Annotated in this window: 14 protein-coding genes and 1 pseudogene; 8 read left to right on the top strand and 7 right to left on the bottom strand. The window is 61.9% G+C overall.

Annotated features, from left to right (window positions below; genetic code table 11):
• The first annotated feature begins 141 nt into the window (after nucleotides 1-141).
• A complete protein-coding gene (locus EGM97_RS18460) occupies nucleotides 142-576 on the top strand; it encodes a GNAT family N-acetyltransferase (protein WP_238965035.1) in 435 nt (144 codons plus the stop codon).
• A 192-nt stretch (nucleotides 577-768) separates the two neighbouring features.
• Here the strand turns inward: EGM97_RS18460 and EGM97_RS18465 are convergent, their stop codons facing one another.
• Complete coding sequence (locus EGM97_RS18465) at nucleotides 769-1,119, bottom strand: hypothetical protein (RefSeq protein ID WP_238965036.1); 351 nt, start codon at nucleotides 1,117-1,119, stop codon at nucleotides 769-771.
• A 110-nt stretch (nucleotides 1,120-1,229) separates the two neighbouring features.
• On the opposite strand from EGM97_RS18465, the gene tusD reads away from it, so the two are divergent.
• From tusD to EGM97_RS18495, 6 genes are all read left to right on the top strand, one after another.
• A complete protein-coding gene (tusD, locus tag EGM97_RS18470) occupies nucleotides 1,230-1,622 on the top strand; it encodes a sulfurtransferase complex subunit TusD (RefSeq protein WP_238965037.1) in 393 nt (130 codons plus the stop codon).
• Entirely contained in the window at nucleotides 1,622-1,984 is a 363-nt protein-coding gene (gene tusC / locus EGM97_RS18475) for a sulfurtransferase complex subunit TusC (protein ID WP_238965038.1), read from the top strand. The genes tusD and tusC overlap by 1 nt, the downstream gene beginning before the upstream one ends.
• Nucleotides 1,984-2,277: a sulfurtransferase complex subunit TusB gene (tusB, locus tag EGM97_RS18480; protein WP_238965039.1), complete on the top strand. Its 294-nt coding sequence runs from the start codon at nucleotides 1,984-1,986 to the stop codon at nucleotides 2,275-2,277. Before tusC ends, tusB begins: the two co-directional genes overlap by 1 nt.
• The gene (locus EGM97_RS18485; RefSeq protein WP_053157737.1) at nucleotides 2,274-2,609 is read left to right on the top strand and encodes a TusE/DsrC/DsvC family sulfur relay protein; all 336 of its coding nucleotides are present in this window, start codon (nucleotides 2,274-2,276) and stop codon (nucleotides 2,607-2,609) included. Before tusB ends, EGM97_RS18485 begins: the two co-directional genes overlap by 4 nt.
• Entirely contained in the window at nucleotides 2,606-3,607 is a 1,002-nt protein-coding gene (locus EGM97_RS18490; protein WP_238965040.1) for a glycosyl transferase family protein, read from the top strand. The genes EGM97_RS18485 and EGM97_RS18490 overlap by 4 nt, the downstream gene beginning before the upstream one ends.
• A gap of 88 nt (nucleotides 3,608-3,695) precedes the next feature.
• Nucleotides 3,696-4,700, top strand: a complete 1,005-nt coding sequence (locus EGM97_RS18495; RefSeq protein ID WP_238965041.1) for a glutathione S-transferase family protein — start codon at nucleotides 3,696-3,698, stop codon at nucleotides 4,698-4,700.
• A gap of 138 nt (nucleotides 4,701-4,838) precedes the next feature.
• Here the strand turns inward: EGM97_RS18495 and cysG are convergent, their stop codons facing one another.
• The 6 genes from cysG to ftsK all read right to left on the bottom strand — a co-directional run bounded on the left by cysG (nucleotide 4,839) and on the right by ftsK (nucleotide 12,463).
• The gene (gene cysG / locus EGM97_RS18500) at nucleotides 4,839-6,233 is read right to left on the bottom strand and encodes a siroheme synthase CysG (protein WP_238965042.1); all 1,395 of its coding nucleotides are present in this window, start codon (nucleotides 6,231-6,233) and stop codon (nucleotides 4,839-4,841) included.
• Entirely contained in the window at nucleotides 6,234-7,514 is a 1,281-nt protein-coding gene (serS, locus tag EGM97_RS18505; protein ID WP_238965043.1) for a serine--tRNA ligase, read from the bottom strand.
• Nucleotides 7,515-7,527: 13 nt separating this feature from the next.
• Entirely contained in the window at nucleotides 7,528-7,905 is a 378-nt protein-coding gene (gene crcB, locus EGM97_RS18510) for a fluoride efflux transporter CrcB (RefSeq protein WP_238965044.1), read from the bottom strand.
• A complete protein-coding gene (locus EGM97_RS18515) occupies nucleotides 7,902-9,227 on the bottom strand; it encodes a replication-associated recombination protein A (RefSeq protein ID WP_053157754.1) in 1,326 nt (441 codons plus the stop codon). The genes crcB and EGM97_RS18515 overlap by 4 nt, the downstream gene beginning before the upstream one ends.
• Nucleotides 9,228-9,376: 149 nt before the next feature.
• Nucleotides 9,377-10,000, bottom strand: coding sequence for an outer membrane lipoprotein periplasmic chaperone LolA (lolA, locus tag EGM97_RS18520; protein ID WP_053157757.1), 624 nt, complete (start codon nucleotides 9,998-10,000; stop codon nucleotides 9,377-9,379).
• Nucleotides 10,001-10,057: 57 nt separating this feature from the next.
• A complete protein-coding gene (gene ftsK / locus EGM97_RS18525; protein ID WP_053157760.1) occupies nucleotides 10,058-12,463 on the bottom strand; it encodes a DNA translocase FtsK in 2,406 nt (801 codons plus the stop codon).
• A gap of 317 nt (nucleotides 12,464-12,780) precedes the next feature.
• On the opposite strand from ftsK, the pseudogene trxB reads away from it, so the two are divergent.
• Nucleotides 12,781-13,739: pseudogene (gene trxB, locus EGM97_RS18530) on the top strand (thioredoxin-disulfide reductase).
• Nucleotides 13,740-13,802 lie beyond the last annotated feature (63 nt).

Raw genomic sequence — 13,802 nt, forward strand, 5'->3', positions numbered from 1 at the left:
AAAGGTCGCGGATCGCATCAAGAGCATCAGGCAGTATGGCTTGGTTTGCGTAATCCGCCCGTTTGCTGTCGAGCGCATGACGCCACCGTAACCTTTGGGATAGGCTCTGGCGGATCACTTCCCCGTATAAGGACATCACCGATGACGCTGCGAATCGAACGCACGGACGCCCCCACCGACGAGGAGCGCCAGGCCATCCTCGCCCCGCTACGTGCCTACAACACGGCCAAGACCGGCGGAACGTCGCCGGAACTGGTCGCCTGGCTGGTGCGGGACGAACACAGCAACGACATCGTCGGCGGGCTCTACGGTCGGGTGTTTTTCAGTTGGCTGTATATCGAGCTGTTGGTGGTGCCGGAACAGGCACGCGGCCATGGCACGGGCTCGACCTTGATGCGAATGGCCGAGGAACTGGCCAGGGAGAAAGGCTGCGTGGGTATCTGGCTGGACACCTTCGACTTCCAGGCGCCGGAATTCTACAAAAAGCACGGCTTCACCGAGTGCGGCCGGATCGACGATTACCCGCTGGGCCATCAGCACTTCTTCTTCCAGAAGCGCCTGGCCCCGGCTGATTGAAACCGGCCCCCTTGTGGGAGCGGGCTTGCTCGCGATTGCGGTGGCCCTGTAACAGAGGTTTCGGATGATCCATCGCTATCGCGAGCAGGCTCGCTCCCACCTTGATTCCGGGGTGAACGCAGACCTGGGTTTCCCCCTATCCCCTGTGGGAGCGAGCCCTGCTCGCGATAGCGGACACCGCGGTCTATGCACCTAGAGGCAAGTCGCCAACGCCGCCAACCGACGCTTGGCCACGAAATCATCGTGCCGCGCGTAATAGTTCAGCGTCGTGCCCTGCGCCCCGCTCTCCAGGTCGACAAACGATTCGGCGGAGCGGGTATACACCGTCGAGCCGCCTTTCTTGCCCGGTTGCAGGTAAGCCCCGGCATCCACGCCAAACACCGCTTCGTCCTGCCAGGAAAACTGCACGCACTGAGCCACGACCTGTTCCGGTTTATCCGAGGTCATCGTCTTGTAAGGGGCTTGCGTCCGGGCCTGTTCCATCGCCGAACCCGCGCAGCCGGCCAGCAGGGTGGCGGCCAGGGCCACCGTCAACTTTCGCATTGCGTTCACTCATCGAGAAAAAACGGAATGTAGCACTTTGGCCCCCCCTGCAATCGCCCCTGCGACCATAAAGCTTTATCATGGCCGCAGTTTTGCTGATCGGGTCTGTCATGAAGTTCGCCATCGCGCTGTTTTCCGCCGCCCATGCACCCTCCTCGCGCCGTGCCCTTCTGTTCGCCCAGGCCGCGTTGGCCGGCGGGCATGAAATCGTCCGGCTGTTTTTCTATCAGGACGGCGTCCATAACGCCGACAGCGGCGTCGTCACGCCCCAGGACGAGGCAGACCTGCCCCGGCAATGGCGCACCTTTGTCAGCGACAACCAGCTCGACGGCGTAGTCTGCATCGCGGCAGCCTTGCGACGCGGGGTACTCAACGATGAAGAAGCCCAGCGCTACCGGCGTTCAGCGGTCAGCGTCGAGGCGCCCTGGACACTGTCCGGGCTGGGCCAGTTGCACGATGCAATCCAGGACGCTGACCGTTTGATCTGTTTTGGAGGCGCATGATGGCCAAATCTCTATTGCTGATCAGCCGCCAGGCGCCCTGGTCGGGGCCGGGTGCACGGGAAGCTCTCGACATCGTGCTGGCCGGCGGCGCATTTGACCTGCCCATCGGCCTGCTGTTTCTCGACGACGGGGTGTTCCAACTGCTCACGGGCCAGAACGCCAAGGCTGTCCAGCAAAAAGACCTGAGCGCCAACCTGCAGGCGCTGCCGATGTTCGGTGTCGAAGCGCTGTTCGTCTGCGCCGACAGCGCCGCCCAACGGGGCATCGATACCGAGGCCCTGGCACTGGATGACCTCAACGTGCTGACCGCCCAGGACATCGCCGCCCTCATTGACCGTTACGACCAGGTGATCACTCTCTGATGTCGACTTTGCATGTATTGTCCCATTCGCCCTTTGGCGACCAGCGCTTCACCAGTTGCCTGCGGGTCCTGGGGGCGCAGGATGCACTGCTGCTATGCGGTGACGCGACCTATGCGTTGCAAGCTGGTAGCGCACCGTTCGAAAAGCTGCAAAGCAGCAAGTTGAATCTGTTCGTGCTGGCCGAAGACCTCCAGGCCCGAGGCCTGCATCTTCCAGACTGGGCCGAAGCCGTTGATTACCCAGCCTTCGTCGAACTGTCGATCCGGCATGACAAGGTCAACACGTGGTTATGAATGTACTGAACGTGGGCGACCGCGCCATCACGCTGGACAAGGACGGCTACCTGGCCGACCTGAACGACTGGTCGGCCGATGTCGCCAGTGCGCTGGCTACCGCCGAAGGCATCGAGTTGAGTCCCGAACACTGGGAAATCCTCGAACTGTTGCGCGGCTTCTACGACGAATTCCAGCTCTCCCCCGCGACCCGGCCCCTGATCAAGTACACCGCCCTGAAACTGGGAGCGGACAAAGGCAACAGCCTGCACCTGAACCGATTGTTCAAAGGCACCCCCGCCAAACTCGCCGCCAAACTGGCGGGCCTGCCAAAACCGACGAACTGCCTATGACCGACTTCCCATCGCTGACCCTCCAGACCCCGGCCGAACATCCTTTCGCCCAGTTCGTGCGCATCCTTGGCAAAGGCAAACGCGGCGCCCGCAACCTGACCCGTGAAGAAGCCCGCGAGGCCATGGGCATGGTGCTGGACGAGCAGGTCGAGGACACCCAACTGGGCGCCTTCCTGATGCTGTTGCGGCACAAGGAAGAAAGCGCCGAGGAAATGGCCGGCTTCACCGAAGCCCTGCGCGAGCGCCTGGTCGTCCCGGCACTGACGGTGGACCTCGACTGGCCCACCTATGCCGGCAAGAAGCGCCACTTGCCATGGTACCTGCTGGCCGCCAAGTGCCTTGGGCAAAACGGCGTGCGGATCTTCATGCACGGCGGCGGCGCTCATACGGCGGGCCGTCTTTATACAGAACAGCTGTTGGGGCTTCTGCAAATCCCCCTGTGCCGCGACTGGCAACAGGTGAGCGCCGCCCTGGACCACGGCGGCCTGGCCTTCATGCCCCTGGTGGACTGGGCGCCGCCAATGCAGCGCATGATCGACCTGCGCAACACCCTTGGCCTGCGTTCGCCGATCCATTCCCTGGCGCGGATTCTCAACCCGCTGAAGGCTCGTTGCGGGCTGCAAAGTATTTTCCACCCTGGCTACCAGGCGGTGCATCGCGAGGCCAGCGGCTTGCTCGGCGACACCGCCATCGTCATCAAGGGCGACGGCGGCGAGATCGAAATCAACCCGGACGCCGACAGCCATCTGTACGGCACCACCGGCGGCGTGAGTTGGGACGAAGAATGGCCACGGCTTTCGGAGCAGCGCCACGTCAAGCCGGAAAGCCTTGATCCCGACCATTTGAAAGCGGTCTGGCGTGGTGAGGTTGAAGACAGCTACCCGCAACTGGCACTGATCGCCACGATGGCTTTGGCCCTGCGCGGCCTGGGCCTGACCCGCGAAGAAGCCTTCGACCGCGCCCGCCTGTACTGGGATGCACGCGATAGATCGAGTTAATCGATCATCAACGCCCAACCTTTGCGCTTTTTGTTCGAACCTATCGGAATAGACTCGTCTCCAATGTTTACAGGTCGAGGAGATCGAGATGGGTTTGTTAGTCAAAGGTCGCTGGCAGGACCAGTGGTATGAAAGCAAGGATGGCACTTTCCAGCGCGAACAGGCGCAACGTCGCCACTGGATCACCGCCGATGGCAGCGCCGGCCCTACGGGGGACAGCGGGTTTGCCGCCGAATCGGGACGTTACCACCTGTACGTTTCTCTGGCTTGCCCCTGGGCCCACCGCACGCTGATCTATCGCAAGCTCAAGGGCCTGGAAGACCTGATCGATGTCTCGGTGGTCAGCTACCTGATGCTGGAAAACGGCTGGACCTTCGACAAGGCCCACGGCTCCACCGGCGACAAACTGGACGACCTGAATTTCCTGCACCAGCGCTATACCAGCGACACGCCGGACTACACCGGCCGCGTCACCGTGCCCGCCCTGTGGGACACGCAGCGCAAACGCATCGTCAACAACGAATCGGCGGAAATCATCCGCATGTTCAACAGCGCCTTCGACGGCCTGACCGGCAACGACCTGGATTTCTACCCCGAACACCTGCGCAGCGATATCGATGCCCTGAACGAGCGCATCTACCCCGCCGTGAACAACGGTGTCTATCGCGCCGGGTTCGCCACCACCCAGCAAGCCTATGAAGAAGCCTTCGATCAGTTGTTTACCGAACTGGACCGACTGGACGGGTTATTGGGGTCGAAACGCTATCTGACCGGTGAATACCTTACCGAAGCCGATATCCGCCTGTTCACCACGTTGATCCGCTTCGATGCGGTGTACTTCGGCCATTTCAAATGCAACCTGCGACGCATCGCCGATTACCCGAACCTGTCGAACTGGCTACGGGAGATGTATCAGTGGCCGGGGATTGGCGAAACCGTGGATTTTGTCCATATCCAGCGTCATTACTACGGCAGCCACAAGACCATCAATCCCAATGGGATCGTGCCCAAGGGGCCGTTGCAGGACTTCACGGTTGAGCATGATCGGGAGAGGTTGAATGGGAAAGGGATCTGGCGGGGGGTTGAGGACTGATCCTGAAAATCTGTTGCCGTTGAGGGCCCTTTCGCGAGCAAGCCCGCTCCCACATTGGATCGTGCCAAGCCGAAATATCACGGCCGGCTTCAATCCCCTGTGGGAGCGGGCTTGCTCGCGAAGGGCGCGACGCGGTCTTCAGACTTGCCCCTGCGCCCCCTCAAACCACGCCAGCTTCTCACGCAGTTGCACCACTTCCCCAACGATCACCAAGGTCGGTGCATGGACCTCATGCTCGGCCACCAATTTCGGCAAATCCGCCAGGGTGCCGGTGAACACTCGCTGGTTGGAAGTCGTGCCCTGCTGGATCAGCGCCGCCGGCGTATCGGCCGCGCGACCGTGCCGAATCAGCTCGGTGCAAATGCTCGGCAGCCCCACCAACCCCATGTAGAACACCAGGGTCTGGGCCGGGGACACCAGGTCTGCCCACGGCAAGTTGCTGCTACCGTCCTTGAGATGGCCGGTGATGAAACGCACCGACTGGGCGTAGTCACGATGGGTCAATGGAATCCCGGCATACGCCGCGCAGCCACTGGCGGCGGTAATGCCCGGGACGACCTGGAACGCGATGCCGTGGGCCGCCAGTTCCTCGATCTCTTCGCCGCCGCGCCCGAAGATGAACGGATCGCCGCCTTTGAGCCGTACCACGCGCTTACCCTGCCGGGCCAGGTCCACCAGTTGCTGGTTGATCTGGTCCTGGGGCACCGCGTGCTCGGAGCGGCGCTTGCCGACGTAGATCCGCTCGGCATCACGCCGGCACAGCTCCAGAATCGCCGGCGCCACCAGGCGGTCGTAAAGCACCACGTCCGCCTGTTGCATCAAGCGCAGGGCACGGAAGGTCAGCAGATCAGGGTCACCGGGGCCGGCCCCTACCAGATAGACTTCGCCGCGGGCGTCTGGCGCCTGGCCGTCGATTTTTTCGCGTAACAGGCGCTCGGCCTCGGCGCCCTGCCCGGCCAGTTGCCGGTCGGCAATCGGTCCCTGGAACACGTCCTCCCAGAACGCCCGCCGTTGCTGCACGTCGGGGAACAACCGTTTGACCTGGCTGCGAAAACGCGCCGCCAGCCCGGCCAGTTGCCCGTAGGTCGACGGGATCCAGGTTTCCAGCTTGGCCCGGATCAGCCGTGCCAGCACGGGTGCGTCACCGCCGCTGGAGACAGCGATCACCAGCGGCGAGCGATCGACGATGGCCGGGAAGATCACGCTGCACAGGGCCGGCGCATCCACCACGTTGACCGGCACGCAACGCTGATGGGCATCGGCGGACACCCGGGCGTTGAGCGATTCGTCGTCCGTGGCGGCGATGACCAGGCCGCAGCCGTCCAGGTCAGCTTCCACATAGCCACGCAGGCGGCATTCACCACCGCTGCCACTGACCAGTTCCCGCAGTTGCGGCTCGATGTCGGGTGCGACCACCCGCAACAACGCGCCGGCATCGGCCAGCAGGCGGGATTTGCGCAAGGCAATCTCCCCACCGCCAACCACCAGCACGCGGCCGCCGCGAAGGTTATGGAACAGTGGCAGATAGTCCATTCAACCGATGACCTCGATGCCGCCCATGTAAGGCTTCAACACTTCGGGCACACGGATCGAACCGTCGGCCTGCTGGTAGTTTTCCAACACGGCCACCAAGGTACGACCGACCGCCAGGCCCGAGCCATTGAGGGTATGGACCAGCTCAGGCTTGCCGGTTTCCGGGTTACGGAAGCGCGCCTGCATGCGACGGGCCTGGAAATCCCCACAGTTGGAGCACGAGGAAATCTCGCGGTACTTGTCCTGGCTCGGGATCCAGACTTCCAGGTCATAGGTTTTCACTGCGCTGAAGCCCATGTCGCCAGTGCACAGCGCCAGGGTGCGATACGGCAGTTCCAGCAGTTGCAGGACCTTCTCGGCGTTGGCGGTCAGGCTTTCCAGTGCTTCCATGGACTTCGAAGGCTCGACGATCTGCACCATCTCGACCTTGTCGAACTGGTGCTGGCGGATCATGCCACGGGTATCACGACCCGACGCTCCGGCCTCGCTGCGGAAGCACGGCGTATGGGCGACGAACTTGATCGGCAATTGCTTGGCATCGATGATCTCGCCAGCAACGATGTTGGTCAGCGACACTTCGGCGGTCGGGATCAGGTACAGGTCGGCTTCACCATCGCGACCGATCTTGAACAGGTCTTCTTCGAATTTCGGCAACTGACCAGTGCCTTGCAGGGCCGGCGCCTGGACCAGATAGGGCGTGTACGCCTCTTCGTAGCCATGCTCGGTGACGTGCAGGTTGATCATGAACTGGGCCAGGGCACGATGCAGGCGGGCAATCGGTCCGCGCAGCAACGCGAAACGGGCGCCGGACAGCTTGGCGGCGGTTTCGAAGTCCAGCCAGCCGAACTTCTCGCCCAGGGCCACGTGATCCTGCACCGGGAAATCGAAGGTCTTCGGCGTGCCCCAGCGACGCACTTCGACGTTGCCGTCTTCATCCTCGCCAACCGGCACAGACTCGTGAGGCAGGTTCGGAATGCCCAGCAGGATCGCATCCAGCTCGGTCTGGATCCGATCCAGCTCGATCTTGCCATTGTTGAGTTCGGTGCCCATGTTCTCGACGTTCGCCATCAACGGCGCAATGTCTTCGCCGCGTTGCTTGGCCTGGCCGATGCTCTTGGAGATCGCATTACGCTCGGCTTGCAGCCTTTCGGTCAGGGTCTGGACGCTCTTGCGCTGCTCTTCCAGCGCTTCGATGCGCGCGACGTCGAGGGCGAAGCCACGGGATGCCAGGCGGTCCGCTACGTCCTGAAGGTTGCTACGTAACAGTTTGGAATCGAGCATGTCGGTCTCTCGTTTAGATTAGTTTGGTCAGGGACAGGCCAGCCCAGGTCGCGAGCAGCCCGCCGAATACGCTGGCGGCCGCATAGCCCAGGGCCAGCGGCACCTGCCCGCTTTCCAGCAGGCGCACCGTATCCAGTGAAAAGGACGAAAAGGTCGTCAGGCCGCCAAGGAAGCCGACGATAAGCCCCGCGCGCACTTCGACAGGCACTTCGGGACGAATCAGAAACAGACCGTATAGAACGCCGATCAGCAGACAGCCCACGATATTAACGGTCAGCGTCGCGGTATAGAAGTGCCGTGGCCAATTTGCGTTGACCCAATTACCGGCGGCGAAACGTGCCAGTGTGCCGGCAATACCACCAGCGGAAACTGCAAGTATCAGAGGGATCAAGGCTTTCTCCGCTGCCGTGGGCTCAGGCGATCCAATTGCGCCAGGTGGTTGAGTTTTTCACCAATCTTCAACTCAAGGCCACGGGGCACCGGTTGGTAGAACGACTGGGGTTCGAGTTCTTCGGGGAAATAGTCTTCGCCAGCGGCATAAGCATCCGGCTCGTCGTGGGCGTAACGGTATTCTTCGCCATAGCCCAGCTGCTTCATGAGCTTGGTCGGCGCGTTGCGCAGGTGCAGCGGTACCTCAAGGGAACCATGCTCGGTAGCGCTGCGCATCGCCGCCTTGAAGCCCATGTACACCGCGTTGCTTTTTGGCGCGCAGGCCAGGTAGGTGATGGCCTGGGCCACGGCGAGTTCGCCTTCGGGACTGCCAAGGCGCTCCTGCACGTCCCAGGCTGCCAGACAGAGGCTCAGGGCACGCGGGTCGGCATTGCCGATGTCCTCGCTGGCCATGCGCACCACCCGTCGCGCCAGGTACAACGGATCGCAACCGCCGTCGATCATTCGCGCGAACCAGTACAGCGCCGCGTCGGGATTGGAACCGCGTATGGATTTGTGCAGCGCCGAAATCTGATCGTAGAACGCCTCGCCCCCCTTGTCGAAGCGCCGACGGGTATCGCCCAGCAGGCTTTGCAGCAGCTCGATACCGATCTCGCTGTCGTCTTCGGCCAGGTCCGAAGCGTTCTCCAACAAATTGAGCAACCGCCGGCCATCGCCATCGGCGGCGGACAGCAGCATCTGGAACCCTTCATCGCTCAAGCGCAGCTTGCGCTTGCCCAGGCCCCGCTCCTCGGTCAGCGCTCGCTGCACCAGCTTGCGCATCGCCGCCTCGTCGAGGCTCTTGAGGACATAGACCCGTGCTCGGGACAGCAAGGCGTTATTGAGTTCGAAAGAAGGGTTTTCGGTGGTCGCGCCGATGAAGATCAGCGTGCCATCCTCGACGTATGGCAGGAAGGCATCCTGTTGCGACTTGTTGAAACGGTGTACTTCGTCGACGAACAGAATGGTGCGTTTGCCATACTGCCCGGCCTGTTGCTTGGCCACTTCCACCGCCTGGCGGATTTCCTTGACCCCGGCCAGCACCGCCGACACTGTTTCGAAATGAGCGTCCGAGACTTCCGCCAGCAGCCGTGCCAGCGTGGTCTTGCCCACGCCCGGAGGCCCCCAGAAGATCATCGAGTGCAAGGCTCCCTGCTCCAGCGCTTCGCGCAAGGGCTTGCCGCGAGCGAGCACATGCTCCTGGCCGACATACTCATCCAGATTGGTCGCCCGCAAGCGGGCGGCCAATGGCTGAGCAATCGGGGCGCTACGAAACAGGTCCATCACTGCCTATCAAACCTCCGCTGGACTCTCTTGAACAACTCGATCCATTGTGGGAGCGGGCTTGCTCGCGAAGGCGGAGTATCAGTCAACATTGATGTTGAATGCAGTACCGCCTTCGCGAGCAAGCCCGCTCCCACAGGGGTTGAGTCTTATTCCTGGATCACATCCGCACCCTTGGGGATGTCGAACTTGAACTTGGACGCAGGAATACTCTCGTTGGCCTTCACACCCGTAAACAGGATGTTGGTGCGCTGGCCGACACTGTCGATCAACTGCATGTCATTGACCAGGCCATTGCGGAACGACAGGCGCAGGCTGTCGAACAGGCTGTCCTTGGTCTTGGGCTTGAGGGTGAAGTCAATCACGCCGCCCGCTTCCCTGGCACTGATGTCGAAGCTTTGGCTGATCTTGGAAATGTCGCCCGAAAGCAGCAACGCCGGGGTCTGGGTCAGGCGCTGGTCGAGCGTCTTGATGGTGACCTGCTCCAGGTCCGGGTCCCACAAGGAGACTTTCTGGCCGTCGGACACCATCAGTTGCTCGGCCGGTGCATCGGTGTGCCAGTAGAACAGCCCCGGACGCTGCAGGGCCATGTCACCAGCCGTTTCCTGCAACTGAGTACCGCTGCCGTCGAGGGTCAACTGGGAGAAACGCGCGGTCAGGGTCTTGGAACCTTCCAGTAACTGGGTCAGGCGAGCCACATCCTTTTCAGCGGCATGGGCCGACAAGGTGGTCAGAGCCAGTACGGGCAACAGCAGCATGCGAATCAGGCGCATGGGAGTCCTCATGAAGTCGTGGGGGGCGAGTGGTCTGATGCCAGGCCGCTCAGGTCGTTAGTCGCGCATCGGGCCCGGCGCCAGTACTTCGCGCGAGCCGTTGGTGTTCATGGCCGTCACGACCCCGGCCATTTCCATGGCTTCGATCATGCGCGCGGCGCGGTTGTAGCCGATCTTGAGTTTGCGCTGGACGGCAGAAATCGACGCCCGGCGGCTTTCCAGGACGAACTGCACCGCTTCGTCATAGAGCGCATCGGTTTCCGCATCCTCGTCGCCACCGCCACCACCGCCTTCGAAGCCGCTGCCGGCTTCTTCGACGCCGTTGAGGATGTCGTCGTTGTATTCAGGGGCGCCACGCAGTTTCCACGCTTCTACCACCCGGTGAACTTCATCATCGGACACGAACGCCCCGTGCACCCGGATCGGCAGGCTGGTGCCCGGCGGCATGTAGAGCATGTCACCATGACCCAGCAATTGCTCGGCGCCACCCTGGTCGATGATGGTCCGTGAGTCGATCTTGCTCGACACCTGGAACGCCATGCGGGTCGGGATGTTGGCCTTGATCAGGCCGGTAATCACATCCACCGACGGCCGCTGGGTGGCGAGAATCAGGTGAATACCGGCCGCACGTGCCTTCTGGGCAATACGGGCGATCAGTTCTTCGACCTTCTTGCCGACGATCATCATCATGTCGGCGAATTCGTCCACCACCACCACGATGGTCGGCAGCTTGTGCAACAACGGCGCTTCGTCGTGGATACTTTCGCGGTGGTACAGCGGGTCGGTCAGAGGCGTGCCCGCCTCTTCGGCTTCCTTGACCTTGGCATTGAAGCCCGACAGGTTACGCACGCCCAGCTTCGCCATCAGCTTGTAGCGCCGCTCCATCTCGGCGACGCTCCAGCGCAGGGCATTGGCGGCGTCCTTCATGTCGGTGACCACCGGGCACAGCAGGTGCGGGATACCCTCGTAGATCGACAGCTCGAGCATTTTCGGGTCGATCATGATCAGCTTGGCGTCTTCCGGGCCGGACTTGAACAGGATCGACAGGATCATGGCGTTCACGCCCACCGACTTACCGGAACCGGTAGTACCGGCCACCAGCAGGTGGGGCATCTTCGCCAGGTCGGTGATGACCGGCTTGCCGCCGATGTCGTGGCCCAGGGCCAGGGTGACCGGCGACTTGTGGTTGTCATACTCGGGCGTGGACAGCACTTCGGAGAACCGTACGATCTGGCGGTCTTCGTTGGGGATCTCGATACCGACGGTGGTCTTGCCCGGAATCACTTCCACCACCCGCACGCTGGTCACGGCCAGCGAGCGCGCCAGGTCCTTCGCCAGGTTGGCGATGCGGCTGACCTTCACGCCCGCGGCCGGCTGGATTTCGTAACGAGTGATGACCGGACCCGGATGGATCGAATCCACCGACACCTCGACACCGAACTCCTTGAGCTTGATCTCCAGCAGGTGACCGACGGCGGCCAGGGACTCGGGGGAATAGTTGAGCTGCTTCTTCTCGGCGGGGTCCAGGATCGAAATCGGCGGCAAGGTGCCTTCCACCGCGCTGTCGACGAACAGCGGCACCTGTTTTTCCTTCTGCACGCGCTTGCTCGGTTCCGGGGCCTTGGCCGGCGCTGGGGTGATGACAGGCGGCACCTGTTTCTCGCGCTCGGACATGTGCTTGCTCAGGGCTTGCTCGCGCTCGATCAGGCGCTCCTTGACCTTGGCCTGCTCGCGCTTGTCGGGCACCACTGGCGCCACGACGTCATGGACCCGATCATCCACTTCACGCAGTTGCGCCACCAGTTGCTTGCGCTCGGTGCGCGCCGCCCACCAACGGTTCACGGCTCCCTGGATCAGTTCGATCAGGTCGAGGGTGATCTTGCCGGTCACGTCCATGACCTTGAACCAGGAAAGATCGGTAAACACCGTCAGGCCGAACAGGAACAGGGCGATGAACAGCAGCGTGCTGCCCTGGATATTCAGTGCGTTCCTGGCCAGGTCGCCGAGGCTTTCACCCAGCGCACCGCCCGCCCCGGCTGGCAGGCCGGTAGGGGCATGGAAATGGATATGGGCCAGCGCGGCCCCCGACAGCACCAGGAACACCAGGCCGATCAGGCGCCAGGAGAACAGCCAGCCGCTCCACTGCCATGGCTCGTGACGCTGGCGAAAGATCTGGTAGGCCTTGATCGCCAGCAGCAAGGGAAAGATATAGGCGAAATAGCCCAGCACCATGAACAGGATGTCGGCGCTGTAGGAACCGGCCGGCCCGCCAAAGTTCTGCACGTCCTCGATCTTGCTGTTGTGGCTCCAGCCCGGATCGTCCTTGCCATAGGTCAGCAGGGCCATCATCAGGAACAGGCACAAGGCTCCGATGGCGATCAATGCACCTTCCTTGAGCCGGTAGTGCAACTGCTGGCGCCAGAGCGGAACGACTGTCTTGGGTGCTGCGGTGGATTTTTTCAAAACGCTTCTTTTCCTGCGCCAATGGCGCGTCCATCTGTTGAATGACTGCAATAAACTGCTCGAAACGAGCAGGTAAAAAAGTGAATGTGCACAATTGGTACTATTTTTACCACCGAGACGTGCATCCGGAAAACCGCAGGTGTTGCCGAAGATGTGGACCTTTGGCCCAGCCTGCGTTCAAAACATGTGCATTGTACGGTTTTATCGGTTCCGAGGCATCGCATCGCCTCAGGTACAAGCATAGCCAGAATCAGGGTTAACCGGAGCCAATTTGAGCATGCATTCTCTTTTGTGACAAAGGCTTATGAGGTGTTTTTATGAACGAAGCGAAGCATTCACGCCTGATCATTCTCGGCTCCGGCCCCGCCGGTTACAGCGCAGCCGTATACGCCGCCCGTGCCAACCTCAAACCTGTTGTCATCACTGGCCTGCAGGCCGGAGGCCAGCTCACCACCACCGTCGAAGTCGATAACTGGCCCGGCGATGTCGAAGGCCTGACCGGCCCAGTGCTCATGGAACGCATGCAGCGGCACGCCGAGCGCTTCGACACACAGATTGTCTACGACCATATCCACACCGCCAAGTTGCAGCAGCGTCCGTTCGAGCTCATCGGCGACAGCGGCACCTACACTTGCGATGCCTTGATCATCGCCACCGGCGCCTCGGCCCAATACCTGGGCCTGCCCTCGGAGGAAACCTTCGCCGGCAAGGGCGTTTCCGCCTGCGCCACCTGCGACGGGTTCTTTTACCGTAACCAGGTGGTGGCGGTGGTCGGCGGTGGGAACACGGCCGTGGAGGAAGCCTTGTACCTGTCCAACATCGCCAGGGAAGTGCACTTGATTCATCGCCGGGACAAGCTGCGCTCGGAAAAAATACTCCAGGACAAACTCTTCGAAAAAGCCGCCAACGGCAATATTCGCCTGCACTGGAACCAGAATCTGGACGAAGTGCTGGGCGACGCCAGTGGCGTGACCGGCGCCCGCCTGCGCAACAGCCAGAGTGGCGAGACCAGCACATTGCAACTGGCCGGCGTGTTCATCGCCATCGGCCATAAACCCAATCCGAACTGTTCCAGGGCCAGTTGAGCATGCGCGACGGCTATCTGCTGGTGCGCGGCGGCAGCGAAGGCAATGCCACCGCCACCGATATCGAAGGCGTGTTCGCGGCCGGCGACGTGGCCGATCATGTGTATCGCCAGGCCATTACCTCCGCCGGCGCCGGCTGCATGGCCGCGCTCGATGCGGAAAAGTATCTCGATGACATCCCTGCCGTTTGACGGTTATCTTTGGACAAGCGCTCATGTGTGGCGAGGGATTCCCCGCCGGGCTGCCCGGCAGCC

Source organism: Pseudomonas sp. AF32 (genome assembly GCF_022342325.2).
Taxonomy (GTDB): Bacteria; Pseudomonadota; Gammaproteobacteria; order Pseudomonadales; family Pseudomonadaceae; genus Aquipseudomonas; species Aquipseudomonas uvaldensis.

Excerpts from the sequence above, each read along its gene's own strand:
- EGM97_RS18460 (WP_238965035.1), top strand. The coding sequence starts at position 142 with ATGACGCTGCGAATCGAACGCACGGACGCCCCCACCGACGAGGAGCGC.
- EGM97_RS18465 (WP_238965036.1), bottom strand. The coding sequence starts at position 1,119 with ATGCGAAAGTTGACGGTGGCCCTGGCCGCCACCCTGCTGGCCGGCTGC.
- tusD (WP_238965037.1), top strand. The coding sequence starts at position 1,230 with ATGAAGTTCGCCATCGCGCTGTTTTCCGCCGCCCATGCACCCTCCTCG.
- tusC (WP_238965038.1), top strand. The coding sequence starts at position 1,622 with ATGGCCAAATCTCTATTGCTGATCAGCCGCCAGGCGCCCTGGTCGGGG.
- tusB (WP_238965039.1), top strand. The coding sequence starts at position 1,984 with ATGTCGACTTTGCATGTATTGTCCCATTCGCCCTTTGGCGACCAGCGC.
- EGM97_RS18485 (WP_053157737.1), top strand. The coding sequence starts at position 2,274 with ATGAATGTACTGAACGTGGGCGACCGCGCCATCACGCTGGACAAGGAC.
- EGM97_RS18490 (WP_238965040.1), top strand. The coding sequence starts at position 2,606 with ATGACCGACTTCCCATCGCTGACCCTCCAGACCCCGGCCGAACATCCT.
- EGM97_RS18495 (WP_238965041.1), top strand. The coding sequence starts at position 3,696 with ATGGGTTTGTTAGTCAAAGGTCGCTGGCAGGACCAGTGGTATGAAAGC.
- cysG (WP_238965042.1), bottom strand. The coding sequence starts at position 6,233 with ATGGACTATCTGCCACTGTTCCATAACCTTCGCGGCGGCCGCGTGCTG.
- serS (WP_238965043.1), bottom strand. The coding sequence starts at position 7,514 with ATGCTCGATTCCAAACTGTTACGTAGCAACCTTCAGGACGTAGCGGAC.
- EGM97_RS18515 (WP_053157754.1), bottom strand. The coding sequence starts at position 9,227 with ATGGACCTGTTTCGTAGCGCCCCGATTGCTCAGCCATTGGCCGCCCGC.
- lolA (WP_053157757.1), bottom strand. The coding sequence starts at position 10,000 with ATGCGCCTGATTCGCATGCTGCTGTTGCCCGTACTGGCTCTGACCACC.